The 24,122-nt window shown below is 71.6% G+C and carries 20 protein-coding genes; 7 read left to right on the top strand and 13 right to left on the bottom strand.

What is annotated here, in order from left to right:
* Positions 1-19 precede the first annotated feature (19 nt).
* From EP757_RS13270 to EP757_RS13245, 6 genes are read right to left on the bottom strand one after another with little or no spacing between them, the layout of a single operon-like run.
* Positions 20-1,474, bottom strand: coding sequence for an NADH-quinone oxidoreductase subunit N (locus EP757_RS13270; RefSeq protein ID WP_127545689.1), 1,455 nt, complete (start codon positions 1,472-1,474; stop codon positions 20-22).
* Entirely contained in the window at positions 1,467-2,990 is a 1,524-nt protein-coding gene (locus tag EP757_RS13265; protein WP_127545686.1) for a NuoM family protein, read from the bottom strand. Before EP757_RS13265 ends, EP757_RS13270 begins: the two co-directional genes overlap by 8 nt.
* The gene (locus tag EP757_RS13260; protein WP_127545683.1) at positions 2,987-4,900 is read right to left on the bottom strand and encodes an NADH-quinone oxidoreductase subunit L; all 1,914 of its coding nucleotides are present in this window, start codon (positions 4,898-4,900) and stop codon (positions 2,987-2,989) included. The genes EP757_RS13265 and EP757_RS13260 overlap by 4 nt, the downstream gene beginning before the upstream one ends.
* The gene (gene nuoK / locus EP757_RS13255) at positions 4,897-5,268 is read right to left on the bottom strand and encodes an NADH-quinone oxidoreductase subunit NuoK (protein WP_127545680.1); all 372 of its coding nucleotides are present in this window, start codon (positions 5,266-5,268) and stop codon (positions 4,897-4,899) included. The genes EP757_RS13260 and nuoK overlap by 4 nt, the downstream gene beginning before the upstream one ends.
* A complete protein-coding gene (locus EP757_RS13250; protein WP_127545677.1) occupies positions 5,268-5,783 on the bottom strand; it encodes an NADH-quinone oxidoreductase subunit J in 516 nt (171 codons plus the stop codon). The genes nuoK and EP757_RS13250 overlap by 1 nt, the downstream gene beginning before the upstream one ends.
* Positions 5,780-6,442, bottom strand: a complete 663-nt coding sequence (locus tag EP757_RS13245) for an NADH-quinone oxidoreductase subunit I (RefSeq protein ID WP_232050496.1) — start codon at positions 6,440-6,442, stop codon at positions 5,780-5,782. The genes EP757_RS13250 and EP757_RS13245 overlap by 4 nt, the downstream gene beginning before the upstream one ends.
* Positions 6,443-6,548: 106 nt before the next feature.
* Between EP757_RS13245 and EP757_RS13240 the strand changes: the two genes are divergently transcribed.
* Positions 6,549-7,151: a Uma2 family endonuclease gene (locus tag EP757_RS13240; protein ID WP_127545674.1), complete on the top strand. Its 603-nt coding sequence runs from the start codon at positions 6,549-6,551 to the stop codon at positions 7,149-7,151.
* Here the strand turns inward: EP757_RS13240 and EP757_RS13235 are convergent.
* Together EP757_RS13235 and EP757_RS13230 are read right to left on the bottom strand one after the other, a co-directional pair.
* A complete protein-coding gene (locus tag EP757_RS13235; protein WP_127545671.1) occupies positions 7,116-8,075 on the bottom strand; it encodes a complex I subunit 1 family protein in 960 nt (319 codons plus the stop codon). The genes EP757_RS13240 and EP757_RS13235 overlap by 36 nt on opposite strands.
* A complete protein-coding gene (locus EP757_RS13230; RefSeq protein ID WP_127545668.1) occupies positions 8,075-8,767 on the bottom strand; it encodes an NADH-quinone oxidoreductase subunit C in 693 nt (230 codons plus the stop codon). Before EP757_RS13230 ends, EP757_RS13235 begins: the two co-directional genes overlap by 1 nt.
* Before the next feature lie 63 nt (positions 8,768-8,830).
* Here EP757_RS13230 and EP757_RS13225 point away from each other — a divergent pair, with 63 nt between their 5' ends.
* From EP757_RS13225 to EP757_RS44785, 4 genes are read left to right on the top strand one after another with little or no spacing between them, the layout of a single operon-like run.
* Complete coding sequence (locus tag EP757_RS13225; protein ID WP_232050495.1) at positions 8,831-9,367, top strand: RNA polymerase sigma factor; 537 nt, start codon at positions 8,831-8,833, stop codon at positions 9,365-9,367.
* Entirely contained in the window at positions 9,364-10,065 is a 702-nt protein-coding gene (locus tag EP757_RS13220) for a hypothetical protein (RefSeq protein ID WP_127545665.1), read from the top strand. The genes EP757_RS13225 and EP757_RS13220 overlap by 4 nt, the downstream gene beginning before the upstream one ends.
* Positions 10,059-10,241 (top strand): hypothetical protein, encoded by a 183-nt coding sequence (locus tag EP757_RS13215; RefSeq protein WP_127545663.1) that lies wholly within the window; start codon positions 10,059-10,061, stop codon positions 10,239-10,241. The genes EP757_RS13220 and EP757_RS13215 overlap by 7 nt, the downstream gene beginning before the upstream one ends.
* A 54-nt stretch (positions 10,242-10,295) precedes the next feature.
* Positions 10,296-11,597: a SigE family RNA polymerase sigma factor gene (locus tag EP757_RS44785; RefSeq protein WP_127545660.1), complete on the top strand. Its 1,302-nt coding sequence runs from the start codon at positions 10,296-10,298 to the stop codon at positions 11,595-11,597.
* Here the strand turns inward: EP757_RS44785 and EP757_RS13205 are convergent.
* A complete protein-coding gene (locus EP757_RS13205) occupies positions 11,594-12,901 on the bottom strand; it encodes a DUF2252 domain-containing protein (RefSeq protein WP_127545657.1) in 1,308 nt (435 codons plus the stop codon). The genes EP757_RS44785 and EP757_RS13205 overlap by 4 nt on opposite strands.
* 50 nt (positions 12,902-12,951) lie before the next feature.
* Between EP757_RS13205 and hemC the strand changes: the two genes are divergently transcribed.
* Positions 12,952-13,881: a hydroxymethylbilane synthase gene (gene hemC, locus EP757_RS13200; protein ID WP_127545655.1), complete on the top strand. Its 930-nt coding sequence runs from the start codon at positions 12,952-12,954 to the stop codon at positions 13,879-13,881.
* On the opposite strand, the gene EP757_RS13195 is transcribed toward hemC, so the two are convergent.
* From EP757_RS13195 to EP757_RS13185, 3 genes are read right to left on the bottom strand one after another with little or no spacing between them, the layout of a single operon-like run.
* Positions 13,871-14,395 (bottom strand): NADH-quinone oxidoreductase subunit B, encoded by a 525-nt coding sequence (locus EP757_RS13195; protein ID WP_127545652.1) that lies wholly within the window; start codon positions 14,393-14,395, stop codon positions 13,871-13,873. The two genes, hemC and EP757_RS13195, sit on opposite strands and share 11 nt — an antisense overlap.
* Positions 14,396-14,418: 23 nt before the next feature.
* Positions 14,419-15,837, bottom strand: coding sequence for an aminotransferase class V-fold PLP-dependent enzyme (locus EP757_RS13190; protein WP_127545649.1), 1,419 nt, complete (start codon positions 15,835-15,837; stop codon positions 14,419-14,421).
* Positions 15,834-17,165: an MFS transporter gene (locus EP757_RS13185; RefSeq protein WP_127545646.1), complete on the bottom strand. Its 1,332-nt coding sequence runs from the start codon at positions 17,163-17,165 to the stop codon at positions 15,834-15,836. The genes EP757_RS13190 and EP757_RS13185 overlap by 4 nt, the downstream gene beginning before the upstream one ends.
* A 48-nt stretch (positions 17,166-17,213) precedes the next feature.
* Here EP757_RS13185 and EP757_RS13180 point away from each other — a divergent pair, with 48 nt between their 5' ends.
* Positions 17,214-18,605 carry a gamma-glutamyltransferase gene (locus EP757_RS13180; RefSeq protein WP_127545643.1) on the top strand — a complete coding sequence of 464 codons (1,392 nt, stop codon included), beginning with the start codon at positions 17,214-17,216 and terminating at the stop codon, positions 18,603-18,605.
* A 48-nt stretch (positions 18,606-18,653) separates the two neighbouring features.
* Here the strand turns inward: EP757_RS13180 and EP757_RS13175 are convergent, their stop codons facing one another.
* A complete protein-coding gene (locus EP757_RS13175) occupies positions 18,654-24,059 on the bottom strand; it encodes a fibronectin type III domain-containing protein (RefSeq protein ID WP_127545640.1) in 5,406 nt (1,801 codons plus the stop codon).
* Positions 24,060-24,122 lie beyond the last annotated feature (63 nt).

Genomic DNA, 24,122 nt, shown 5'->3' with positions numbered 1-24,122 from the left:
CTGCTCCACACCACGCCCTCTACAGGGCGTCGAACAACAACTGTGGTGCGAAGCCCAGGATCACCACGATCAGGGCGGCCACCGACAACGTCAGCGCGACCGGGCGGGGCACCGGCACGCGCGGGTGGACGGCCTCGTCAACGAGGACCGGGTCGGCTACGGAGATGCCGACTCGGGCAGGGAGTGAGTAGAGGCTTGCCGCCACCCGGACGTAATAGGCGAGGGCGATCACGGCGTTGAGGACGACCACGCCGGCCAGCCAGGTCCAGTCCGCGTCCACCAGGGCGTCTACCACCGAGAGTTTCGCGAACAGGCCTGCCAGACCGGGTGGGAGACCGGCGAGGCCGGCCAGGGCGAGTACGAGCGCGGCGCCCAGCCAGGGGTGGCGGCGGCCCGCTCCCCGGTAGTCGGCCACGGCACCGCCGTCCTGGCCGGGGGCTCGCAGCGCCACCACCACGCCGAAGGCGATCAGTTCGAGGATGACGAAGAAGACGGCGTACGCCAGAGCCGCCACCACGCCGGGTTCGCCCAGAGCGAGGGCGGCGAGGATGTAGCCGGCCTGGGCGACCGACGACCAGGCGAGCAGGCGCACCATGCGGGACTGCCGGAGCGCCACCAGGTTGCCGATGGTCATCGTGAGGATGGCGAGGACGGCGACGACCCCGCGGGTGTCGAGGCGGGACACCACGGCGGCCAGGGCGATCACGCCGCCGAGTTTCGACGCGGTGGACAGGTAGGCGGCGATCGGCACCGGAGCGCCGTCGTACGTGGCGGGCGCCCACGCGTGCAGGGGCACCGCCGCCACTTTGAAGGCCAGGCCGATCACGAGCAGGGCCGCGCCTACGCCGGCCAGGGGGGCGAACGGGGCGGGAGCGGTGGTGAGGAGCGCCAGATGTACGCCGCCCGTCGCCGCGTAGTTGAGTGCGACGCCGAGCAGCGCCACCGCCGTGGAGACGACACTGATCAGGAAGAACGTCACCGAGGCGGCGGCGCCGTCGGTGGTGACCCGTTCGGAGGGGGCGAAACGGCGCAGTCCGACGAGCACGTAGAGCGGCAGCGTCAGCGTCTCCAGCCCGACGATCAGGGTGATCAGGTCGCCGGCGTAGGCGACCGTCACGCCACCGGTCATCGAGCAGGCCAGCAGGAAGCAGAATTCGCCGGCCGGGGCGATGCCGAGGCGGAGGGCGGGCAGGGAGAACGCCAGGACGCCGGCGGTCAGTCCGGCGAAGAGGACCGCCGTGGTGGTCGCCGCGCCCGACGGCACCCAGGAGCAGCCGCCGCTCGCGCAGAAGGTGGGCTCGGCGCCGGCTGCCACGATCGCGCCCGCCGCGGTGGCGAGCGTTCCGAGAAGGGTCACGCCCGTGACGGCGCCCCGGCGCCCGGTGAAGAGGTCGGCGAGGAGCGCCAGGATCGCCGTCGCCGCCGCCGCATAGAGCGGGAGGAGGGCGAGGTGTCCGACGGGCTGGCTACCCACGAGCGGCCTCCAGACCGAGGATCGCTGCGATCGGGACGTCGGTGCCGGCGAGGACCAGGGCCGGCGCCACCCCCACAGCCAGGGTGAGCAGGACCAGCGGCGCCCACGACGCCCACTCCCCCGGGCTGATCGACGAGCGGGCCGTCCGTACCGCGGGGGTCGCCGGGCCGTGGGTGACCCTGCGCAGGAGGCGGAGGAAGTAGGCGGCCGTCAGCGCGCCACCGCAGGCGGCCAGCACGCCGCAGAGGATCCAGAACCAACCGCCCGCTTGTACGGCGGCGACCACCGCGAACGCCTCCCCCCAGAAACCGGCGAGTCCCGGCAGCCCGAGCGAGGCGATGGCCGCGAAGCCGAGGAGGCCGGCCAGCCGGGGTGACTGTTCACGCAGGCCGCTGAGCTGCTCCAGCGAGCCGGTGCCGGTGCGCTCCTTGACCGTGCCGACCAGGAAGAACAGCAGGCCGGTGATGAGGCCGTGTGCGATGTTGCCGATCAGCGCGGCCTGGATGCCGGTGACCGTCAGCGTCGCGATGCCGAGCAGCACGAAACCCATGTGGCCGACGCTCGAGTACGCGATCAGTCGTTTCAGCTCGCGTTGCCGCAGGCAGATCAGGGAACCGGCGAGGATCGCGACGACGGCCAGCGCGCCGAGGACCGGTGAGGCCCAGGCGGCGCCGTCCGGGGTGACGCCGAGACCGATCCGGATCAGGCCGTACGTGCCCATCTTCAGCAGCACCCCGGCGAGCATCACCGAGCCGACGGTCGGTGCCTCGGTGTGCGCGTCGGGCAGCCAGGTGTGCAGCGGCCAGAGCGGCGCCTTGATCGCGAAGGCGACGGCGAAGAGGGCGAAGACGAAGCACTGCACATTACGGCTCAAGGGCGAGACAGCGGAGAGATACGAGAGATCTCCCGTGCCCGCCTGCGAGACGACCGTCACCACGGCTAACAGCAACAGCACCGATCCGAGCAGCGTGTAGAGCACGAACTTGCGCGCGGCGGCCCTCCGTGAGGGTCCGCCCCAGCCGGCGATGATCGCGTACATCGGCAGCAGGACGACCTCGAAGAAGACGAAGAACAGGATCAGGTCCAGCGCCAGGAACGTGCCGAGGACACCGACCTCCAGGACCAGCAGCAGGGCGGCCAGGGCACGCGCACCGGTCTTGATCGTGTAGAGGCAGCAGAGCAGTGTGAGCAGCCCGGTCAGCACGACCAGCGGATACGAGATCGCGTCGACGCCGAGGTGGAAGTCCACACCGAGGGCCGGGACCCACGGCACGTCGAGATTCAGCCACGGGATCACGCCGGGCGGCTCGTTCCCGTAGGTGGCCCAGAGGCGATCACCGGAGAAGGCGATCGGCGTCACCGTCAGCACGAACGTCGCGGCGGCGAAGACCGACGCGACGATGCGGGCCTGCCGGTCCCGGCCCGCCGGCATGAGCGCGACCGCCGCGGCGCCGAGAGCCGGTACGGCGAGCATCAGCGCGAGCAGGAACGACCAGGAATCGGTGGACACGGTCATGCCGGCACTCCCAGCCACGCGACGATGCCGAGCACCAGGGCGCCCAGCAGGACCAGGACCGCGGCGACCGGCAGCACCGCGACCCGGTGTGCTTCGGCCAGCTCACCGCCGAGGCGGCGGGTGCCGGCGCCGGCGCCCTCGACCGCGGCGTCCACGACTCGTTCGTCGGCGGCGGTGACGTATCGGGCGAGGGCCCGCACCGGCACGACCACGAACCGGTGCTGGACGGCGTCGAGGTGGAACCCGGCGGCGAAGAGCGGCCGGGCCGGGCCGAGCGCGAGGGCCGGGTCGACGCCGGGGACCGCCCACCAGATCCACCAGGCGGCGCCGGCGCCCGCGGCGAGCAGCAGCATCGGCAGGGCGACCGCCACGCCGAGGTGCGGATCCTCGAGTTCGAGTGAGGTGCGGAAGCCGGGGGCGTACGCGGCGAGTCCGAGGAGCGCGGCCGGTACCAGCAGGATCAGCAGCGGGCCGCGCATCAGCCACGGCGGGTCGTGCGGCACGGCCGGGGCCCGGTAGCGCGCGTCGTCGAAACCGATCTCCCAGTCCGGGCCGTCCGGACCGTAGGCCCGGGATACGCCGAAGAAGGCCCTGAGCAGCAGGCGCGTGGCGTACCAGGCGGTGATCCCGACCGCGAGGAGCGCGGCCAGCCAGACCACCCACCCGGCCCAGGCCGGGATCGGTTCGCCGCCCTCGGTCGCGTGGGCGGCAGCGGTCAGCACCGTCTCCTTCGACCAGAAGCCGGCCAGCGGCGGCACCCCGGCCAGGGCGGCCAGGCCGATCACGAACGACCAGAACGTCACCGGCATGGACGACCGCAGACCACCCATCCGGGACAGGTAGTTCGTGCCGACCGCGTGGATGACCGCGCCGGCCGCGAGGAAGAGCAGCGCCTTGAAGGCCGCGTGGGTGAGCAGGTGGAACAGCGCGGCGGCGGGCGAGCCGACGGCGAGGGCCGCGGTCATGTAGCCGATCTGCGAGACGGTCGACCAGGCCAGCACGCGTTTCAGGTCGTCCTGTGCGGTGGCCGCGAGCGCGCCGAGCAGGATCGTGATCGCGGCCATCACACCGAGCGTCGCGAGCGCGGCGGGCGACTGCTCGAAGAGCGGGTAGAGCCGGAAGACCACGTAGACGCCGGCCGCGACCATCGTGGCGGCGTGGATCAGCGCTGAGATCGGGGTCGGACCGGCCATCGCGTCCGGCAGCCAGGTGTGCAGCGGGAACTGCGCGCTCTTGCCGGCGACGCCCGCCAGGATCAGCAGCAGCGCGACGGTCAGCGTCGTGGCGTCGTACGGCGTGTGGAGCACCTGGTCGAGGTGGGTGCTGCCGGCCTGCGTGATCAGCACGGCGATGCCGAGCAGGAAGCCGACGTCACCCACCCGGGTGACCAGGAACGCCTTCACCGCCGCGGCGGGCGCTTCCGGCAGCCGCCGGTCGTGACCGATCAGCAGGTAGGAGCAGGCGCCCATCACCTCCCAGCCGACCAGCAGCACGATCAGGTCGTTCGACGTCACCACCAGCAGCATCGCGCCGGTGAAGAGGCTGACCTGGGCGGCGTAGGGCGCGTACCGCGGATCGTCGTGCAGGTAGGTGACCGAGTAGATCTGCACGAGCAGCGCCACCAGGCTCACCGCCATCGCGACGTAGACCACGGCCGGGTTGATCGCGACGCCGAAACCGACCGCGAAGTCGCCGAAGTGGGCGATCTCCAGGCCGGTCTCGAAGGGTTCACGGTCGTGGAACAGCAGCCTGATCGCGAGGATCAGAGCCAGCGCGGCCCCGGTGACGCCGATTCCGGCCGCGAGCCTCCGGCGTGGTCCGGTGCCGTCGCCCGGCGGCAGCAGGAGACCGAGCAGGCCGGCGAGCAGGGGTACGAGCGGAAGCAGCGGCCCGGCGACGTCGACGCTCACCCGGCCACCCGTTCCTCGTCGGCGTCCAACCGCACCTCATCGGTGATCACGGCGCGGCGCATCCGGTAGAACTGCAGGATGATCGCGAGCCCGACACCCACCTCGGCGGCGGCCAGCACGATCACGAAGAGCGCGAAGACGCCGCCGGTTCCGGGGTCGGCCGCGCCGGGGCGGGACCACGACTCGATCGTGACGCCCTGCAGGGCCGATCGCAGCGAGACGTCGGCGGTCACCAGGATCAGGTTCACCGCGTTGAGCATCAGCTCGACGGCCATCAGGACCAGGATCGCGTTCCGCCGGCGCAGCACGCCGTAGACGCCCAGCCCGAAGAGGAGAGCGCCCACCACGTACGGGATGACGACGTGCATCAGGCGTCCTCCTCCTTTCTGGCGCCCAGGTCCGGACGGGACAGGATGATCGCTCCCACCAGCGCGGAGAGCAGCAGGATCGAGAGCACCTCGAACGGCAGCACCCAGGCGCCGAAGATCCGCTCACCGACCCGCTCGGCGGTCTCCGGGGGCGGGGCCGGGTAGCGCACCCAGTGGAACGCGTCGACGAAGAGGGTGGCCAGGCCCAGGCCGGCGCCACCGCCGATCAGGGCGGCCGGGGCCGCGGGCCGATCAAGATCGGTCGACGGGCCGATCGGCGCGCGGGTCAGCATCACCGCGAAGAGCAGCAGCACCACGACCGCGCCCACGTAGACCAGCACCTGCACCCAGGCGACCAGCTCGGCGCCGAGGACCAGGTAGAGGCCGGCGATCGCACCGAGGCTGACCACCAGGTAGAGGCCGGCGCGGACCACGTGCCCGCTGGTGACGACGAGAGCCCCGGAACCGACGGCGAGCGCGCCGAGCGCCAGCAGCAGGACGTCAGCGACGGTCACTGCCGGTCCTCCTCAGGGCCGGTGGCGGGCGGGACGGTTCCCGGCGTCGCCGCCGGGGGCGTTTCCGATGCGGTCGTGGCGGGCTTCGCCCGTACGACGGAAGGTCTTGCGGTCTTGGCGGCAGTCGCCGCACCCGGACCTGCCGCCTTGCGCGCCGCCGTGGCCTCCTCCTTGCTCGGCTCGCCGAGCACGTCGTGAGCCGGCGGCGGAGGCACCGTGCGCATCCATTCGCCCAGCCGGTCCTTGTCGTGCAGCAGGGAGAGGACGTCGGTCTCGGCGTATTCGAACTCGGGCGTCCAGTGCAGCGCGTCGAACGGGCAGACCTCGATGCAGATGCCGCAGTACATGCAGAGCGCGAAGTCGATGTCGAACCGGTCCAGCACGTTGCGCTGACGCGCCCGCGCGGCCCCCGGTACGACGACCTCCTCCTTGTGCGAGTCGATGTAGATGCACCAGTCCGGGCACTCCCGGGCACAGAGCATGCAGACCGTGCAGTTCTCCTCGGACAGTGCGATCACACCGCGCGAACGGGGCGGGAGATCGGGCTCGACATCCGGGTACTGCTGGGTGGTGGACCGCTTGGTCATCGTCTTGAAGGTGACCGCGAGCCCGTCGAGCAGCCCCTTGCCGGGAACGTCGCGGTCGCCGTTATCAGTCACAAGGGCATATCCTGCCCGGTCCGGGCGGGTGACGCGACCTCGGGCTCGCCGGTTTCGGGAGTAACCTCGGCGGTGTGGGGAGTCGACCCTCGTCCTGGAGGCTCACATGACCGCAGCGATCGAGTCGTCGCACGCTCGTGGCTGGACCGTCGAGGATCTCGAAAATCTGCCCGACGACGGCGTTCGCCGCGAGTTGCTCGATGGAGTGCTCCTCGTGTCACCCTCACCCACCGACATCCACCAGATCATCGCCATGCGCCTCGGGGTGGCTCTCGAGGAGAGCTGCCCGGACCATCTCCAGGTCACTCAGGGCGTGGAGATCCGGCTCAGCTCGACCCGGGCCTTCATCCCGGACGTGCAGGTGGCGACGGACGAGGCGGCCCGGCGCCGCGGGCGGTTCTACACGCCGGACGAGATCGTGCTCGCCGTCGAGATCGTGTCGCCGAGCTCGCTCGCCATGGACCGCGTGACCAAACCGGCGCTCTACGCCTCCGCGGGGATCCCCCACTACTGGCGGATCGAGACGGCCGGTGGCATCGTCGTGCACGCGCACCGACTGGACTCGGATTCCGGCGTCTACCGGCCGGTCGAGATCTTCGACGCCCGGATCCGCACCCTGGAGCCGTGGCCGATCGACATCCCGATCAAGCGGCTGACGCCCCGCCACCTGGCCTCAGGTGAGGGCCTTCACGGCGACGGTCAGGACTAGCTGGGCCAGGGCGGTCGGGACCAGGATCAGCCAGCAGAGGCGCTGCAGCTGGTCCTCGCGCAGGCGCGGGTAACTCACTCGCAGCCAGATGATCACGAAGGACAGGGCGAAGATCTTCAGCAGGGTCCAGAGCCAGCCCAGCTGGTCGGAGAACGGGCCGTGCCAGCCGCCGAGGAACAACACGGTGGTCAGGGCCGCGATGACGACGATCCCGACGTACTCGGCGAGCAAGAAGAACGCGAAGCGCAGTCCGGTGTACTCGGTCATGTAGCCGAAGACCAGCTCGGAGTCGGCGATCGGCATGTCGAACGGCGGGCGGCGGATCTCGGCGAGACCGGCCACGAAGAAGACCAGCGCGGCCGGGGCCTGCCAGATCAGCCACCACGGGCGCCACGCCTCGACGATGCCGGGCAGGCTCAGCGTGCCGGCCGCCATCGCGACGCTCGCCGCCGCCAGGACCAGCGGGAGCTCGTAACCGAGCAGCTGGGCCGCGCCCCGGACGCCGCCGAGCAGGCTGTACTTGTTCGCCGAGCTCCACGCCGACATCAGCACGGCCAGCACGCCGATCCCCAGGACCGCCAGGACCAGGAACAACCCGATGTCCAAGCTCTGGGCGACCAGGCCGCCGGGTCCGAGCGGGATGGTCAAGAGCACCACGAGGTACGGGAAGAGCGCCACGATCGGGGCGAGCCGGAAGACGGCACGGTCCGCGTCCCTCGGGGTGACGTCCTCCTTCTGCACGAATTTGACGCCGTCCGCGACGAGCTGGGCCCAGCCGTGGAAGGCGCCCGCGTACATCGGGCCGACCCGGCCCTGCATGTGCGCCATCACCTTGTGCTCGGCCTGGCCGACGACGAGCGGCAGGACCAGGAACGCGGCCATCACGGCGACGACCCGGATCAGGAGGTCGAGCCAGAGCGGCATCAGCTCTCCTCCCGCGGCGGGCGAGCCGGTCGGGCCGGTCGTTCGGGGCGGGCCGGTCGTTCGGGGCGGGCCGGTCGTTCGGGCGGCGGCACCTTGCCCTTCATCGGGCCCCACTCGTTCGGGTCGGGGACGCCGGGCGGGCGCATCGGGGCGCGTTTCGCGGCGCCGGCCTCCGACTCGCCCGGCTCCTTCGCGCCCGGCCACGGCTTCGCGACCCGGGACGCCAGCACGAACTCCTTGCGCAGCGGATGCCCCTCGAACTCCGGCGGCAGCAGCAGCGGACGCAGGTCCGGGTGGCGGGCGAACGCGATGCCGAACATCTCGTGCGTCTCCCGCTCGTGCCAGTCCGCGCCGGGGTAGAGGTCCACCAGCGACTCGATCTCCGGCGCGTCCCGCGGGACCCGGGAACGCAGCAGCATGCCGTGCTTGCGCCGCACCGACCAGAGGTGGGCGACCAGGGTGAAGCCGTCGTCGAGCTCGTCCACGGCGGAGAGCCAGTCGAAGAAATCGCAGCCGACCGCACCCGGGTCGCGGGCCAGCTCGGCGGCGAACCACCAGCGGCCGGGTGGCACGTCGATCACCGCGCGGGCGTGCCCGGGGCCGCCGCCGGAGATCCCGGCCGTGGCGTTGAGCGGAAGCTGGTCGGTCGCCAGCAGGCTGACCATGCGGTCCCCGACCTCTTCTGGCGTCATGCCGACATCCTATGGTCCTCACGACCTCTGCAACGTTCCGCGTGGTCCGGGCGTGTAGTCCCCGTGACCGCCATAGCCGATACCGATACGGAGAAGCCGATCACCGCGCCTTCGTTCGACGAGATCTATGCCGCGCACTATGCGGACCTCGCCGTGCAGCTGTATGCGTACTTCGGCGACCGGCAGGAGGCGCAGGACGTCGCGCAGGAGGCGTTCTGCCGCGCGCTCGCCCGCTGGAAGCACATCGCCGGGTACGACGACCCGGTCGCGTGGGTCCGCCGCGTCGCCTGGAACCTGGCGGTCAGCCGGTGGCGCCGGGCCCGGACCGCGCTGAACTTCCTGAACCGGCAACGGCCGGCCGAGCCGCAGACCGCCGGCCCGGGACCGGAACGGGTCGCCCTGCTGGCCGCGCTCGGCACGCTGCCGCCCGCCCAGCGCCGGGCGATCGTGCTGCGCTACCTGGCCGACCTGCCGGTGGCCGAGATCGCCGCGCGGGAACGGGTCGCCGAGGGGACGGTGCGGTCCTGGTTGTCTCGGGGCCGGGCGGCTCTCGCCGCGGAACTCTCTCTCGCCGAGGACATGAACGGAGGTGCGCTGTGACCGATCAACTGCAAGAGCTTCTCGCGGACCTGCGGGAGTCGGCGGTACGGGAGATCCGGCCACCGGGCGCCGCCGCGGCACGGCGGACCGTACGCCGGCGCCGGACCACCGGGGTCGTCGCCGTGGCGTGCGCGCTGACCGCGGCGCTCCTCGGCGGGTTCACCCTGGTCAAGAAGCCGACGGCGGCGCCGGCGCTGCCCGCTGCCACCCCCGCCGTCCCGTCCGCGTCCTCACCGGTTCTGGGGCTCAACCCGGCGCAGCGGCTGGCGGCGGTCGCCTTCCGGGAGATCCACGACGACCGGCCGGCGTTCGAGCAGACCGGGCCGGTCCGGGAGGGCGGAATCGAGCAGCGGATGTACCTGCCGAAGCTCGCCCTCACCGCGGCCTGCGCCGGCGAGGGCCGATTCACCCTGGTGGTGACCGCCGACGTGGCGGGCGACCTGCACGACCGGCACCAGGACAAGGAGCTGGCGCGGATCAAGGTCCGGTGCTCCGACGATCCGGCGCCGGTCACCCGCGAGCTCGACGCGTTCCTGCTGCCGGTGCTGCGATTCGGCATCGAGGACGCTTCCGGTGACGCCGGGTACGCGTTCCGCGTCACCGGCCAGGGCGACGCGCCGCTGGCTCCTCACGACGAAGCCGCGAGCGTCGAGAAGATGCTCGACATGACGACGAGCACGCGGAAGGGCGCATGGTAGCGCCGTACCGACGGCGGCAAGGTCCTCGGCGAGCACTCGGTCGCCTGCTCCTGGCCCCGGCGCCGTCGTCCGAGGATCTTCCGGACGCACTCGGCTACGGCGTGGAATTCTGGACCCGGTACGACGCGGCCGCCGCGGAGCGGGCCGAGACCGGCTATGTGCTGCGCATCAGGTGAGAATCTTCCGGCGGCCGGGTGCAACCGGCCGCCGGTCACGGGCGTGTAGTCGCCGTGACAGCCATCGCCAGCCCTGGATCGGAGACGCCGATCGCCGTGCGACCCTCCTTCGACGAGGTGTACGCCGCCCGATACACCGAACTCGTAGCCCAGATCCAGTCGCACTTCGGTGATCGGCAGGACGCGCACGACGTGGTCCAGGAGGCGTTCTATCGCGCCCTCGTCCGATGGGACACCATCTCCTCGTACGACGACCCGGCCGCGTGGATCCGCCGTGTCGCCTGGAACCTGGCCGTCAGCAGGTGGCGTAAGGCGCGGACCGCTCTCGGGTTCCTGCATCGGCAGCGCCGCGTCGAACCGCAGTCCGACGGTCCCGGCCCGGACCGGGTCACCCTGCTCGCAGCGCTCGGCAAGTTGCCGGCCGCGCACCGGAGGGCCATCGTCCTGCACTACCTGGAGGACGTCCCGGTCGCCGAGATCGCCGCGCGGGAGGGCGTCGCCACCGGAACCGTGAAGTCCTGGCTGCATCGCGGGCGGGCGGCCCTCGCGGCCACCCTCGCCGTGGTGTTCGTGCTGGCCGTGGCCGGGTTGATCGCGGTGCTGCGGCCGCAGCACGACTCCGCTCCCCCGGTCGCGCCCTCGCCCTCGCACCCTTCGGTCGACGATGCCACCGAACGCGTCGCGGCGGCGGTCGGCATCGACGACCTGGAGGAGCAGGGGCTCGGCGGGATCGCCGTCCTCGACCCCGGCGACGGCCGGTTCACCACCAGCCGGAACCTGATCGGCGGCCGGTACGACGTCAAGATGGTCTGCGTGGGCGAGGGTTCGGTGCGGTTCACGATCGGCGCGGCCGCCGCGAGTGTCGTCTGCGACATCGCCCAGACCACCGTGCTGACCCTGCCGGTGAGGACGCCCGACCCGGGCGCGATCATGCCGGTCACCGTGACACCTCAGGTGACCGGGAGCGAAGCAGCCGTCTTCGGATACCTCCCGGAGCTCCGCGAGGACGACCGCACCCGGCAGCAGGACGCCGCACTGGCGATGCTGCCGGACGACGGTCTCTCCGCCGAGAGCTTCTTCATGGGCAACGGTTCCGGCAGCGAGGACTGGACGGTCGAGCCGGGCCGCTACCGGATCCACGCGGCCTGCGTCGGGTTCGGCACCGCCACGCTCGTCGTCGGCCAGGCCACCACGGGAGCCACCCCGGCCCGGCCCGAGTCGGTGGAGGTCCCCTGCGGGCAGAAGGCCTCGCTGGACTACGACCTCACCGCGGCCGGGCTCTCCACCCAGCTGGAGCCGGATGAGGAGGCGACCGGGAGCAGCGCGGGAGCGATCGTGGTCTCGAAGATCTCCTAAAGGCGGCCGTTGCGGAAGACGTCGACGAAGTCCTGGTGGTCCTCGCGGGCCTGGTCGCCGTACTTGTGGGCGAACTCGACCAGGTGCCTGACGAAACCGGGCTCGTCGGCGTCGATCACCGCGACGATCGCCTCCTCGGTGGAGAAGTCGACCAGGTCGTGGCTTGACTCGTCGTCGGCGACCGAGTGCATCCGGGCCACCGCGCGACCCAGGTCGGCGATCACACCGGTCAGTTCCTCCGGCTCGTTCACGTCCGACCAGTCCAGGTCGGCGGCGTACGGGGACACCTCGGCGACCAGCTGACCGACCCCGTCCAGTTCGGTGAAGCCGAGCCACGGGTCGGCGTGCGCCTGCAGAGCCCGCTGCGACTCGGCCGTCCGGTGACCCTGATGCTTGAAGTACGACCGGACCCGCTCGTCGTCGACCCAGCGCGCGACGGCCGGGACCTGCGCCTGCTTCATGTAGATGATCACGTCGTTCTCGAGTGCCTCGGTGTGGCCCTCGAGCAGCAGGTTGTACGACGGCAGCCCGGCCGAGCCGATGCCCACGCCCTTGCGCAGCTTGATGTCCTTGATGTTCGTCGCGATCGGCCTGCTGTGTTCCGGCAAGGTGCTCAGGTATTGCTGGAAGGCCGCGCGAACCTGGCTCTCGGTGTCCGGCTCCACCTCGTAGACGCCGTCGCCGAGCGAGAACCGCCGCTCGTAGTCGTCGATCGTGGTCTGCCCGGCCAGCAGGTCCACCCGGGTGTTGAGCCGGGCCTCCTGCAGCACCCGGCGCAGCACGCCGTCGGCGTTCTCCAGGGTGATCGAGCCGATCGCGTCGTCGCCGCCGTTCGCGATCGCCCGCAGCTCGGTCAGGTACGACTGCGCGAACGTGGTGACCAGCGCCGTGATGTTGTCGTCGGAGAGCGCCTTCGAGTACCCGATCAGGGCGACGCTCGCCGCGAACCGCTTGAGGTCCCAGCTGAACGGGCCGACGTACGCCTCGTCGAAGTCGTTGACGTTGAAGACCAGGTGGCCGGAGGAGTTCATGTAGGTGCCGAAGTTCTCGGCGTGCAGGTCGCCGTGGATCCACACCCGGCTGGTCCGCTCGTCGAGGAAGCTGTCGTCGCGGTAGTCGCCGGTGAGGTCGGCGTAGAAGAGCGAGGCGCTGCCCCGGTAGAACGCGAACGGCGAGGCGGCCATCTTCCGGAATTTGCGGCGGAACGCGGCCGGGTCGACCGCCATGAGCGTGCCGAATTCACGGCTCAGCACATCGACGATGCGATCTGCCCTTGAATTGGCGGCACGGGACTGGGAGCTCATGTCCCACCACGGTACTCAGCCGGGGCCATCGAGGGGCTAACCTTTCGGCTATGTCCGCTTCACGCCTGTTGCGTATCGGAACACGTTCCTCGCCGATGGCTCTGGCCCAGGTCGAGCGCGTCCGCCGGATGCTGGCCGAGCGCCGTCCCGAGGTCACCGTCGAGGTGCTGCCGCTCTCCACCAGCGGCGACCGCTGGCAGGGTTCGCTCGCCGACCTCGGCGGCAAGGGGGCCTTCACCAAGGAGGTCGACCAGGCGCTGCTGGACGGCCGGGTGGACCTCGCCGTGCACTGCGTGAAGGACGTGCCAGGCGATCGACCGGCGCCGGCCGGCACCGTGCTCGCCGCCTATCTGGCCCGCGACGACGTGCGGGACGCCCTCGTCCACCCGGGCGGCAGGCAACTGGGTGAGCTTCCGGCGGGATCCAGGATCGGGACCTCCGCCGTACGCCGCATCGCCCAGCTCTCCCTGCACTTCCCGCACCTCACCGCCGTGCCGATCCGCGGGAACGCCAATTCCCGCCTGGCGAAACTCGACGCCGGCGAATACGACGCGTTGCTGCTGGCGGTCTCCGGGCTGTACCGGATCGGACAGCAGGAGCGGATGACGCACCCGATCGACGTGGACACCTTCGTGCCGGCTGTCGGCTCGGGAACCCTCGTCCTGCAGTGCCGCGACGACGACGCCTCCACCCGCGAGCTGGCCGAGGCGCTCGGCGATCGGCGGGCCCGCCAGGAGACCGAGGCGGAGCGCTGGATGCTGCACATCCTGCAGGGCAGCTGCCACTCGCCGATCGGCGGTTACGCCCGCACCGAACCGGACGGCCGGATCGGGCTGCGCGCCCGGGTGATCAGTCTCGACGGCAAGACGGTCCTCGACGCCCACGAGTGGGGCACCGACCCGATCGTGCTCGGCACGTCGGTGGCGGCGGCGCTGCTGCGTCAGGGCGCTCGTCAGATCTTGGAAGGAGTCACGCGGTAGGCGGCTTCACGATCGGCGCCGTCAGTGCGAGGGCGTCCGGGCGGGAGACGCCACCCACCCCCGACTGCTCGGCCGCGATCTTCTCCTGGAGGCGCAGGATGCCGTGCAGCAGCGCCTCCGGCCGCGGCGGGCACCCCGGCACGTAGACGTCGACCGGAATGATCTGGTCGACGCCCTTCGTGACCGAGTACGAGTCCCAGTAGGGTCCGCCGCAGTTGGAGCAGGACCCGAACGAGATCACGTACTTGGGCTCGGGCATCTGGTCGTACAGCCGCTTGATCGCCGGCGCCATCTTGTCGGTGACCGTGCCCGACACCACCATGAGGTCGGCCTGCCGGGGCCCGTGCGCGAACGGGATGACCCCGAGCCTCATGAAGTCATGCCGGCTCATGCTCGACGCGATGAACTCGATGGCGCAGCAGGCCAGACCGAAGTTGAACACCCACAGGGAATAGCGGCGCCCCCAGTTCAGCACGAACCGGATGGGTTCACCGAGAACGCCAGGAAGGGCCATCCGGTCAACCTACCCCGTCGGCCTCAACCGTGTGCGGGGCGCTGCAGGTGGCTCAGGAAACCCGTCAGAAGTGCCTCCCGCAGCGGTGGCGGGGCGGCGTTCAGGACCGTGTTGACCACTGCCATCCGGGAGAAGTCGCCGGATCCCAGGCCCAGACCCTCGGCCAGGGACGCGATCAGTTCGGGGGTCACCGTCGAAGGGGTCAGGGGTGGTAGCGGTGGCAGCTCGATCGGGCCCCGGGATTTGGCGGCTGCTACCGCGTCGGCCAGGTCGGGGGCGAAGGACGGGGCCGTGTCGCGCACCGCCGCGGTGACGGTGAGGTGGATGGTCGGGGGCAGTTCGGCGTACGCCATCTGGGGTTGGGTGTGCCAGCCCCGGGCGGCCAGTTCGTCGGCCAGCACGAAGAGGTCGACGCCGTCCGCGGCCAGGCAGACGACGCTGGTCTCGGCCGGGGCGAACAGGCGGACGCCGTCGGTTTCGGTCACCGCTTCGGCGAGGATGCGCACCGCCTCGCGCGTCCGGCCGGCGAGCGAAAGGTATCCGGCGTCGCCGATGCTGCGCAGAGTCGCGAAGGCCGCAGCGATCGGGCCACCCGACCGCGTGGACGAGATGACCGGATTGATCATCGTGTAGCCCGGCCAGTCCGCGTAGGCGAAGTATTGCGAGCGGCGCAACTCCTCGGACGCGTGCAGCAGGATCGAGACGCCCTTCGGCGCATAGGCGTACTTGTGCAGGTCGGCCGAGATGCTCGTGACGCCCGGCACGGAGAGGTCGAAATCGGGCAGGTCCGCTCCGAGCCGCCGCAGGTAGGGCAGGATCCAGCCGCCGAAGCAGGCGTCCACGTGGAATCGCACTCCACGCTCGCGAGCGATGGCGGCCAGCGCGGGGATCGGGTCGACGACCCCGTGCGCATAGGAGGGAGCAGAGGCCGCGACCAGCACGGTGTCCGGGCCGATTGCCGCGGCCATCGCCTGCGGGTCCGCCGTCAGGCCCTTCACCGGTACGACATCGAGCTCCACCCGCAGGTAATGCGCCGCTTTCGCGAATGCCGCGTGCGCCGTCGACGGGATCACCAGCCGCGGCCGGGCGATCTCCGGATGCGCGTCCCGGGCCGCTTTCACGGCGAGGATCAGCGATTCGGTCCCGCCGCTGGTCACGCTGCCGACCGTCTCGGCGCCGCCGCCGAGGAGCTTGGCGGCCGCTCCGACCAGCGCGTTCTCCATCGCGAGCAGTGACGGGAACGCGGTCGGGTCGAGCCCGTTCACGTGCGCGGAGATCGCGTGGGCGGTCCGGGCCAGCTCGTCCAGGCCGTCCAGGGCCGGGTCGTAGACGTACGCGAAGAGCCGCCCGCCGTGCGTCGGCAGGTCACCGCCGCGCATCTCCCGCAGCTCGGCGAGCACCTGCTCGGCCGGGACACCCTTCTCCGGGAGCGCGTCGATCACGCCTTGATCCTTTCTTGGTAGCCGCGCAGCAGCACGAGCGCGGCGCCGACCAGGACGGCCGGGACGACGGTGAAGCCGAGGAGGACGCCCAGGCGGGCGGTGTCGTTCTGGGATGCGGCCTCGCCGGTGGCGGACGAGACGTACCCGAAGATCTGCAGCATGGCCGCGAAGATGCCCGGGCCGAGAGCGAGTCCCAGGGTCTCCCCCGCGGTCCACAGGCCGGTGAAGACGCCGGCCTGGCGGCGGCCGGTGCGCTCGGTGTCGTAGGCGATGCAGTCCGGGAGCATCGACATGGCGAAGACCTGCTGGCCGGCGTACCCGGCGCCGATCACCGCGACGATCAGATAGACGACGACCGGGGGCAGGGCCGGCGCGGCGAGCAGCAGCAGCGCTCCGGCCGCGAAGAGCAGCGACGACGCGATCAGCGAGCGGAGCTTGCCCCAGCGGTGGCCGACCGCCGTCCACAATGGCATGACCAGCAGCGCCGGGCCGACGAACGCGGCGAACAGGAACGTCGCGCCGGAGGACTGGAAGAGCACGTGGTCGGCGAAGTACTGCACGCCGGCGAGCATCGTGCCGATACCGGCGGCCTGGACCACGAAACAGATCAGCAGCGCGCGGAACGGCCGGTTGCCGGAGGCCACGCGTAGCTGGGCGCGCAGGCTCGGCTCGGACTCGGCGGCCGTCCGGAACGGGGCTTTACGCGTACCGAAGAAGACCGCAAGCGTGCCCACGACGATGATGGCGCCGACGAACGCGCCGGACCACCGATGTCCCTCACGGCCGCCCCCGGTGAGATCGACGACGAGCGGGGCGAGGGCGCCGGAGATCAAGATCGCGAGGGCCAGTACGGCGACCCGCCAGGTCATCAGCCGGGTGCGCTCTTCGTAGCCGTCGGTGAGCTCGGCCGGCATGGCGACGTACGGCACCTGGAAGAACGCGTACGCCGTGGCGGCCGCGAGGAAGGCGGCGGCCACGTACGCCCCGGAGGCCGTGCTGCCACCGAACGGCGCCGCGAAGATGGCGGTGAAGAGCGCGGCCAGCAGCAGCCCCGCGACCAGCAGGAACGGGCGTCGCGATCCACTGCGGTCGGAGATCCGCCCGGCTACCGGATTCACCAGCACGTCCCACGCCTTCGGCAGCAGGACGAGCAGTCCGGCGACGCCCGCCGCTACACCGAGCGTATCGGTCAGATAAGGCAGAAGAAGCAAACCGGGCACCGTGCCGAACGCTCCGGTGACCAGCGATCCCAGGGCATATCCAGCCAAAACTCCGCGCGGGAGTACGCCCGTCCGGGGTAACACGGGAGAGGGACCAGGTGTCGTCATCGACGCGCATCGTAACCATGATCGGCCTGTGCCGCCTACGCTCTCCGAATGAAGAGCGTTGCGGCAGGAGTCGCCGCCAGCCACCCGGCGACAGCCCGCACGGGGGTGCGGATCCTCGAGTCCGGCGGCACCGCCGCGGACGCCGCGGTCGCCGCGGTTCTGGCGTGCTGCGTCGCTGAGACCGTCTACACCGGACTGGGTGGCGGCGGCTTCGCCACCTACTTCGAGGCGCGCACCGGAGAGGTCACCTGCCTCGACTTCTTCGTCGCGGTCCCCGGCCTGGACGGCGACCGCAAGGCCGAGCCGATGGTCGCCGTCGACGTGTTCTTCGGCGGGCTGCCACAGATCTACTCGATAGGCGGTGCGAGCGTCGCGGTCCCCGGTGTGCCGGCCGGGCTCGGCGAGGTGCACCGGCGCTGGGGACGGCTGCCGTGGAGCGAGGTGGTGGCGCCGGCCGCGGGACTGGCGCGGACCGGTGTGCTGCTGCCCGCCGCGCACGCCCGCACGCTGGAGTCCTGCGCGCCGGCCCTGGCCTACGGCGAGGGCGCCGAGCTCTACCAGCCGGGCGGCCGGCTGCTACAGGGCGACGAGTTGCTCTTCCACCCGGGCCTCGCGACCGCCATGGACGTCCTCGGCGACCAGGGACCGGACGTCTTCTACACCGGCGCGTACGGCGCCATGCTCGTCGACACGGTTCGCGCCTCCGGTGGCGCCCTCGGCCCGGCCGACCTGGCGAACTACCGGGTCATGTCGAGCCGGGTGGACCGGGCCACGCTGGCCGGCCACCGGGTCTACGCACGGCACGATCTCAATCGGACGATCGACACGATCGCGGCGCTGCCCGACGACCTCTCCCGGCCGAAACGCGCACCCGCCGTGGCGACCGCGCTGCGCAACCGGGGCGCCCAGCGGCTCGGCGACACCACGAACGTCTCGGTGGTCGACGCCCAGGGCAACGCCTGCGTGATCACCACGACGCTCGGGCTCGGCGCGGGCGTCTGGCTGCCCGGACTCGGCATCAACCTGAACTCGATGCTGGGCGAGGGTGAGCTGCTCACCGAGGAACTGGTGCCGGGGCGGCGGATGGCGTCGTACATGTGCCCGCTCGTGGTGATCGCCCCGGACGGCGGCCTGGCGGTGGCGGCCGGGTCGGCGGGCGCCTCACGGATCCGGACCGCACTGGTGGACACGCTGCTCGGGGTGCTCGTCGACGACCTGCACGTGCCGGAGGCGATCGCCCGGCCGCGGTACCACGTGGTGGAGGACACCGTGCACGCCGAGGCGGGCTGCCCGCCGGACGAACTGGCTGCCCTCGTCGACGGGGGCTGGCAGGTGGTCGAGTGGCCGGAGCTCAACCACTACTTCGGCGGGGTGACGGCGGTGGGCCGGACCGGTGCGGCGGGTGATCCGCGCCGCGGTGGGGTTGGTCTGCTGATATGAGGAAGGCCGAGGGCTTCCGCCCCCGGCCTTCGACTCACTGGGCTCGACCTATTGGGCCGGCCCGACCTGCACCGTGAGCGTCTTCCACTTCAGCGATGTCGACGTGCTGCTCGACTGCCCACCGGCGACGATCGTCCGGGAGACCGGTGTGGTCCCGGTGAGCGTCACGCCGCTGATCGTGACCGGCACCGTGAACGCGCCGGTCGCGTCGGTCGTCGTGGTGGCGAGCCGGACAGCGCCCGAGTAGAGGGCGACGGTGATCCCGGTGTGCGGGGCGTACCCGGTGCCGGAGATCGTGGTGGTCCCGCCGATCCGCAACGCCGTCCCGGCCGAGCTGGTCAGCGCGCCACCCGAGGTCGGCGTGCTGGTCGGCGGGGCGGGCGGGGCGGCGTACAGGGCCTTGATCGGACCTGCCGGCGCGCTGGCCTCGGAGACCGCACCCGCGAGGCTTCCGTTCGCGACGACCGTCACCGTGTAGTTGGTTCCGGGCGTGAGCCCGGTGATCACACACGAGGTGGCGGTGGCCGCCACCGGGCAGGTGAGCGGCGTGGCCCCGCCGGTGGCGGTGACCGTGTAGCCGCTGACGCCGTTGCCCGGGTCACCCGGGGTGAACGACACCGCCAGGTTCTTGACGCCCGGCGTCACCTGCACGTTCGTCGGCGCTCCCGGAACCACGCTCGGTGTCACCGACACCGGCGTGCTGGCCACCGAGTTGCCACTCGCCGCCTTGCCGATGCTGACCACCGTGACCCGGTATTCGCGCAGATTGGTCAGCCCGGTGATCACGCAGCTCACCGCCGTGATGGTCGCCGTGACGCAGGTGTGCGAGTCCCCGGACGCCGACGTCGCGGTGGCCGTGTAGCGGATCACGCCGTTGCCGACGGCCGCCGGAGCGGTCCAGCTGACGAGCGCGGAGGCGTTGCGGCCGGTCGCCTGTACCGCTGTCGGCGCGCCGGGCGCACCCGCCGTGGGCCGGACCAGCCGGGACTCCCCGGCCGGCGAATCACCGGTGCCGCCGATACCGACGGCCACCACCTGGACGGTGTACCACCGCAGGTTCTCCAGGCCGATCAGCACACATTCGGTCTCGGTGACGTCGGCGGTGCGGCATTCGCTGCTCGCCGGCGTCGTGGCGACCCGGTAGTACGCGACCCGCTCGGCGGCCTGGTCCGGAGCGGTCCAGGAGACGGCGAGCTGCCGGTCCGCGGCGGCCACCTCGACCTGGGTCGGCGCGAACGGCCGGCCCGGGACGATCGCCTCCGAGTACTCCGACGGTGTCTCGCCCGCATTGTTGATCGCGAACACCCGGAACCGGTACGACGTGGCCGGTGCGAGACCGGTGACGTCGCAGGTGAACACCAGCGCGTTGCGGCAGCCGGCCGGGATGGTGACCACCGGGTCCGAGACCACCCGGAATCCGGTCTCCGGGGCGCCCTCCTCGCCGGCTTCCCAGGTCACGCGCACGGTGTCGCGGGCGATGGAGACGACCTCGGGGGTGTGCGGGTAGTCCGGGACGCCCGGCACCACGCCCTCGCTCGGCTGCGACGGGTTCGAGCCCAGCGGTCCGTCCGCCGTCACCGTGAAGGTGTAGCGGGTGCCCGAGTCCAGGCCGGTGAAGACGCAGCTCGTCGCGGTGATGTCGGTGCACTCGGCCGGTGCCGCCTCGGACGGGTACGAGCTCACCGTGTAACCGGTCAGTTCACCGCCTTCCGACGGCTCCCAGCTCACCGTCACCTCGCCGGCCGTCGTCGACGTCACGGTGGGCCGGCCGGGAGCGGTGGGCGGCCCGGGTACGACGGCGTTGCTCGGCGCCGAGTCGGTGCCGTCGATCGTGTTCACGGCCCGGACCGTGAAGGTGTACTCGGTCTCCTCGTCCAGACCGGTGAAGACACAGGTCAGGTCGGTGATGTCCAGGCACTCGTCGGGTGCCTGCACCGCCGGGTTCGAGCTGACCCGGTAGCCGACGACCTCGCCGCCGGTGGTCGGCTCGGTCCACTCGATGATGGCCTCGCCGCGGGTGTCGAGGGTCGCTTCCGGGGTGCCCGGCGCGCCCGGCGCGGAGGGGATCGCCCCTGCGCTGGCCCCAGAGGTCTCGTCACCGCCGGGGCCCCTCGCGGTCACCGTGAAGGAGTACTCGGTCTCTGAGTCCAGACCGGTGAAGACACACTCGGTCGCTGTCGTGTTGACGCAGTCCAGCGGCGCCTGCTCGCCAGGTGACGACGTCACCGTGTATCCGGTGACGCTGCCGCCACCGGTCGGCGGGGTCCAGGAGACGGTCGCCTGGTTGGGCTCGGTCAGCTCGACGGTCGGCGTACCCGTACCGACTGGCGGACCCGGGATCACCGTCTCGCTGACCAGGGACGTCATGTCACCGCCCGGCGCGTTCGCGCGGACCTTGTACGACACCGGCAGCGTGGGGTCGAGCGCCGTGACGGTACAGGTCGTCTCGACCTGGTCCGCGCAGCCCATCACCGTCGAGTTGCCGGCCGTGAGCACCGTCCAGTCGTCGATCGGGCCGCCGCCGGGCTCGGTCCAGTTCAGCTCGACGCTGCCGCTCGCGGTCACCTCGATCGAGGGCGGGGCCGGCCGTTCCGGCGGACCGGGGATCACCGCGTTGCTGGTGGCGGACGCGTCCGAATCGCCGCCGGGACCGATCGCCGTGACGGTGAACGTGTACGTCTCGGCCGGGTCGAGACCCGTGTAGGAGCAGGTGAAGTCCGACGTCAGCTCGCAGCCGGCCGGCGGCGTCACCAGCGGCTGGGAGACGACCTCGTAGTCGGTCGCCTCGCCGCCGGCGGGCAGTGTCCAGTCCACCTGGACCGTGGAGGGCCCGGTCACCGTCGCGGTCGGCGCTGCCGGTGCATCCGGCGGTCCGGCGATCACCGGGGCGCTGAAGACCGACTCCACCGAATCGTCCACCGCGTTGCCCGCGATGATCTGGAAGGCGTACGGCGTGGCCGGGTCGAGGTCGGTGATGGTGCAGGTCAGGTTCGTGGTCTCGACACAGGCGTCGGGCAGCGCCCACGGCGGGTCGGAGACCAGGGTGTACGCGGTGACCGCGCCGCCCGCAGGCGCCACCCAGTCGACGTCGACGGTTCCCTCACCGGTGACCTCGACCGTCGGCGCGGCCGGGGTACCGGGCGCGTCCGGGATCACCGGGTCGCTGGCTTGCGAGACCGTGGAGGAGTCGATGACGTTGGTGGCGATGACGGTGAACGAGTAGTCGTCGCCGGTCGGAAGGTTGGGGATCACACATTCGCGTGCCGTGATGGTGGTGCAACCGGTGGGCGTTCCACCGACCTCGGCGACCGTGTAGCTCTCCACCGCACCGCCTGCCGGTTCGGTCCAGCGGACGGTCAGCTGACCGGAACCGGTCACCTCGACCGTCGGCTTGCTCACGACTCCCGGCGGTCCGGGGACGACGGCGTTGCTCGGCTCCGATGTCGCGTCGTCACCGACCACCGCGTTCGCGGTGACGGTGAAGGTGTACGACGTCGCGTCGTCCAGCCCGGTGATCGTGCAGTCCGTGTTCGCCGTCCCGACGCAGCCGCCCGGGATACTCACGCCACCCTGCTCGGCGGCGACCGTGTAGCTCTCCACCGGGCCACCGGCGGGCTCGTCCCAGTCCAGGACGATCTGCTCCGCGACCGTGGACGTCGCCACCGGCGCGTCCGGCGCCAGCGGCGGGCCCGGCGTGACCAGAGCGCTGGCGGACGAGACGGCCGGCGATCCGACGGAGCCGCGCGCGGAGACGGTGAAGGAGTAGGCGGTGGCCGGGTCCAGGTCGGCGATCACGCAGGTCCGGACGACGGCGCCGACGCACTCGGCCGGGATCGGGGCACTGCCGGTGGCCGCCGCGACCGTGTAGTCGGTCACCGCGCCGCCGGTGGGCACGTCCCACGAGAGCGTGAGTTCGCCCTCGTCGGTGGCCTCGACGTCCGGCGGATCGATGGCGCTCGGTGCGCCCGGGATCACCGGGTCGCCCGCCAGGAAGTCGGATCCGAACGTGTTCGTGGCGGTGACCGTGAAGGTGTACGTGACCTCGTCGTCGAGCCCGGTGAGAACGCACTCCCGCACCGTCAGGTCCTGACACTCCGAAATAGGCCCGTCCTGGTCGGCGACGTCGTACTCGTCCGGCACGCCACCGCCCGGCAGCGGCCAGCTGACGGTCACGTCGCCGACGCCGGTGACCGCGGCGGTCGGCTTGACCGTCACGATCGGCGGGCCGGCCACCACCGGGTCGCTGTCCGGCGAGGTGGTCGTGTCGCCGGCGCCGTTCGCCGTCACCGTGAAGGTGTACGGCGTCGCCGGATCGAGGTTGTCGAAGGTGCAGGGTGAGGCTGCGACGGCGCCCAGGCAGCTGTCGTCCGGCGTCGCGACGGGGTCGGAGGTCACCGTGTAGTCGGTCGGGGTGGAGCCACCCAGCGGTGCGTCCCAGGCCACCGAGACCACGCCGGAACCGGTGACCGTGACGGTCGGCTTCAGCATCGGGCCGGGCTTGCCGGGCGTGATGGCGGCGGAGGCGACGGACTCGGCGGACGGTCCGCTGCCGCCGTTCGCGCCGGGCCCGTTGGCGTGGACCGTGAACGTGTACTCGGTGCTCGCGGTCAGACCGGTGAAATTGCAGGTCAGGGCGTTGATGTCGGCACACGCCCCGGCCGCGGCCGAGGGGCTCGAGGTCACCGTGTAACTGGCCGGCGTCTGCCCGGTCGTCGGCGCCTGCCAGGTGAGCGTCACCGACGTGTCGCTCAGGTGTGCGACGGTCACGCCGGTCGGCCTGTTCGGCGGGCCCGCGACGATCGGGGCCGTCGCGGTGCTCGCCGCCGACGTCCCGGTCCCGTTGGCGCCGACCGCAGCGACCTTGAAGGTGTACGACGTCCCGGCGGTCAGCCCGCCGAGGGTGCAGTCCGTGGCGGTGGCCGCGAGATCCGCGGTGCACGTGCCGGTCGGCGACGACACCGCGGGAGTCGGGGTGACCCGGAAGGTCTCGATCCCGTCGGTCACACCCGGCTGGGTCCACGAGATCCGCACCTGGCCGGCGGTCCCGGTGTAGGCCGCCGACGGCGAAGTCGGCACGGCCGGCGGGCCGGTCAGCACCGGATCCGACGAATCGCTCGGCTCCGAGCAGTCGTCGAAGTTGCTGGCCGTCGGGCAGGCGACCACGGCGACCCGGTACCAGGCGTTGGCGGTCAGCCCGGACGTCCCCTGGATGAGGCAGCTGTCGGTGGCGTCCGCCGTCACACAGGTCTGCGTGGTTCCGCTGGTCACCGGCGTGGCGGTGGCGATGTAGTGGTGGACCTCGCCGGGTGGCGCCGTCCAGCTGGCCGTGATGGCCCGCCGACCCGCGACGGCCTCCACGTCGGTCGGCTGATCCAGCTGATCGGCCAGGGCCGGCGCCGGGGCGGCGGTCATCGTCGCCGCGACGGCCAGGAGCGAGGCCGCGGTCACCACCATCCATCTGGATAACCTTCGCCGGCGTTCCGGCCCCGCTGCTCGCACCGCTTCCACCCCCGTGGT

This window comes from Actinoplanes sp. OR16, from assembly GCF_004001265.1.
In the GTDB taxonomy this organism is placed as follows: Bacteria; Actinomycetota; Actinomycetes; order Mycobacteriales; family Micromonosporaceae; genus Actinoplanes.
This window is presented reverse-complemented; position numbering and strand designations above follow the sequence as displayed.

Bases quoted from the DNA above. Each gene is read 5' to 3' on its own strand.
- nuoK (WP_127545680.1), bottom strand. From the start codon at position 5,268: ATGCACGTCGTCATCCCGTACGTGGTGGGCGCTCTCCTCTTCGGGCTG.
- EP757_RS13230 (WP_127545668.1), bottom strand. From the start codon at position 8,767: ATGACGCCAGAAGAGGTCGGGGACCGCATGGTCAGCCTGCTGGCGACC.
- EP757_RS13195 (WP_127545652.1), bottom strand. From the start codon at position 14,395: ATGGCCCTTCCTGGCGTTCTCGGTGAACCCATCCGGTTCGTGCTGAAC.
- EP757_RS13240 (WP_127545674.1), top strand. From the start codon at position 6,549: ATGACCGCAGCGATCGAGTCGTCGCACGCTCGTGGCTGGACCGTCGAG.
- EP757_RS13205 (WP_127545657.1), bottom strand. From the start codon at position 12,901: ATGAGCTCCCAGTCCCGTGCCGCCAATTCAAGGGCAGATCGCATCGTC.
- EP757_RS13265 (WP_127545686.1), bottom strand. From the start codon at position 2,990: ATGACCGTGTCCACCGATTCCTGGTCGTTCCTGCTCGCGCTGATGCTC.
- EP757_RS13185 (WP_127545646.1), bottom strand. From the start codon at position 17,165: ATGACGACACCTGGTCCCTCTCCCGTGTTACCCCGGACGGGCGTACTC.
- EP757_RS13175 (WP_127545640.1), bottom strand. From the start codon at position 24,059: ATGGTGGTGACCGCGGCCTCGCTCCTGGCCGTCGCGGCGACGATGACC.
- EP757_RS13215 (WP_127545663.1), top strand. From the start codon at position 10,059: ATGGTAGCGCCGTACCGACGGCGGCAAGGTCCTCGGCGAGCACTCGGT.
- hemC (WP_127545655.1), top strand. From the start codon at position 12,952: ATGTCCGCTTCACGCCTGTTGCGTATCGGAACACGTTCCTCGCCGATG.
- EP757_RS13235 (WP_127545671.1), bottom strand. From the start codon at position 8,075: ATGCCGCTCTGGCTCGACCTCCTGATCCGGGTCGTCGCCGTGATGGCC.
- EP757_RS13180 (WP_127545643.1), top strand. From the start codon at position 17,214: ATGAAGAGCGTTGCGGCAGGAGTCGCCGCCAGCCACCCGGCGACAGCC.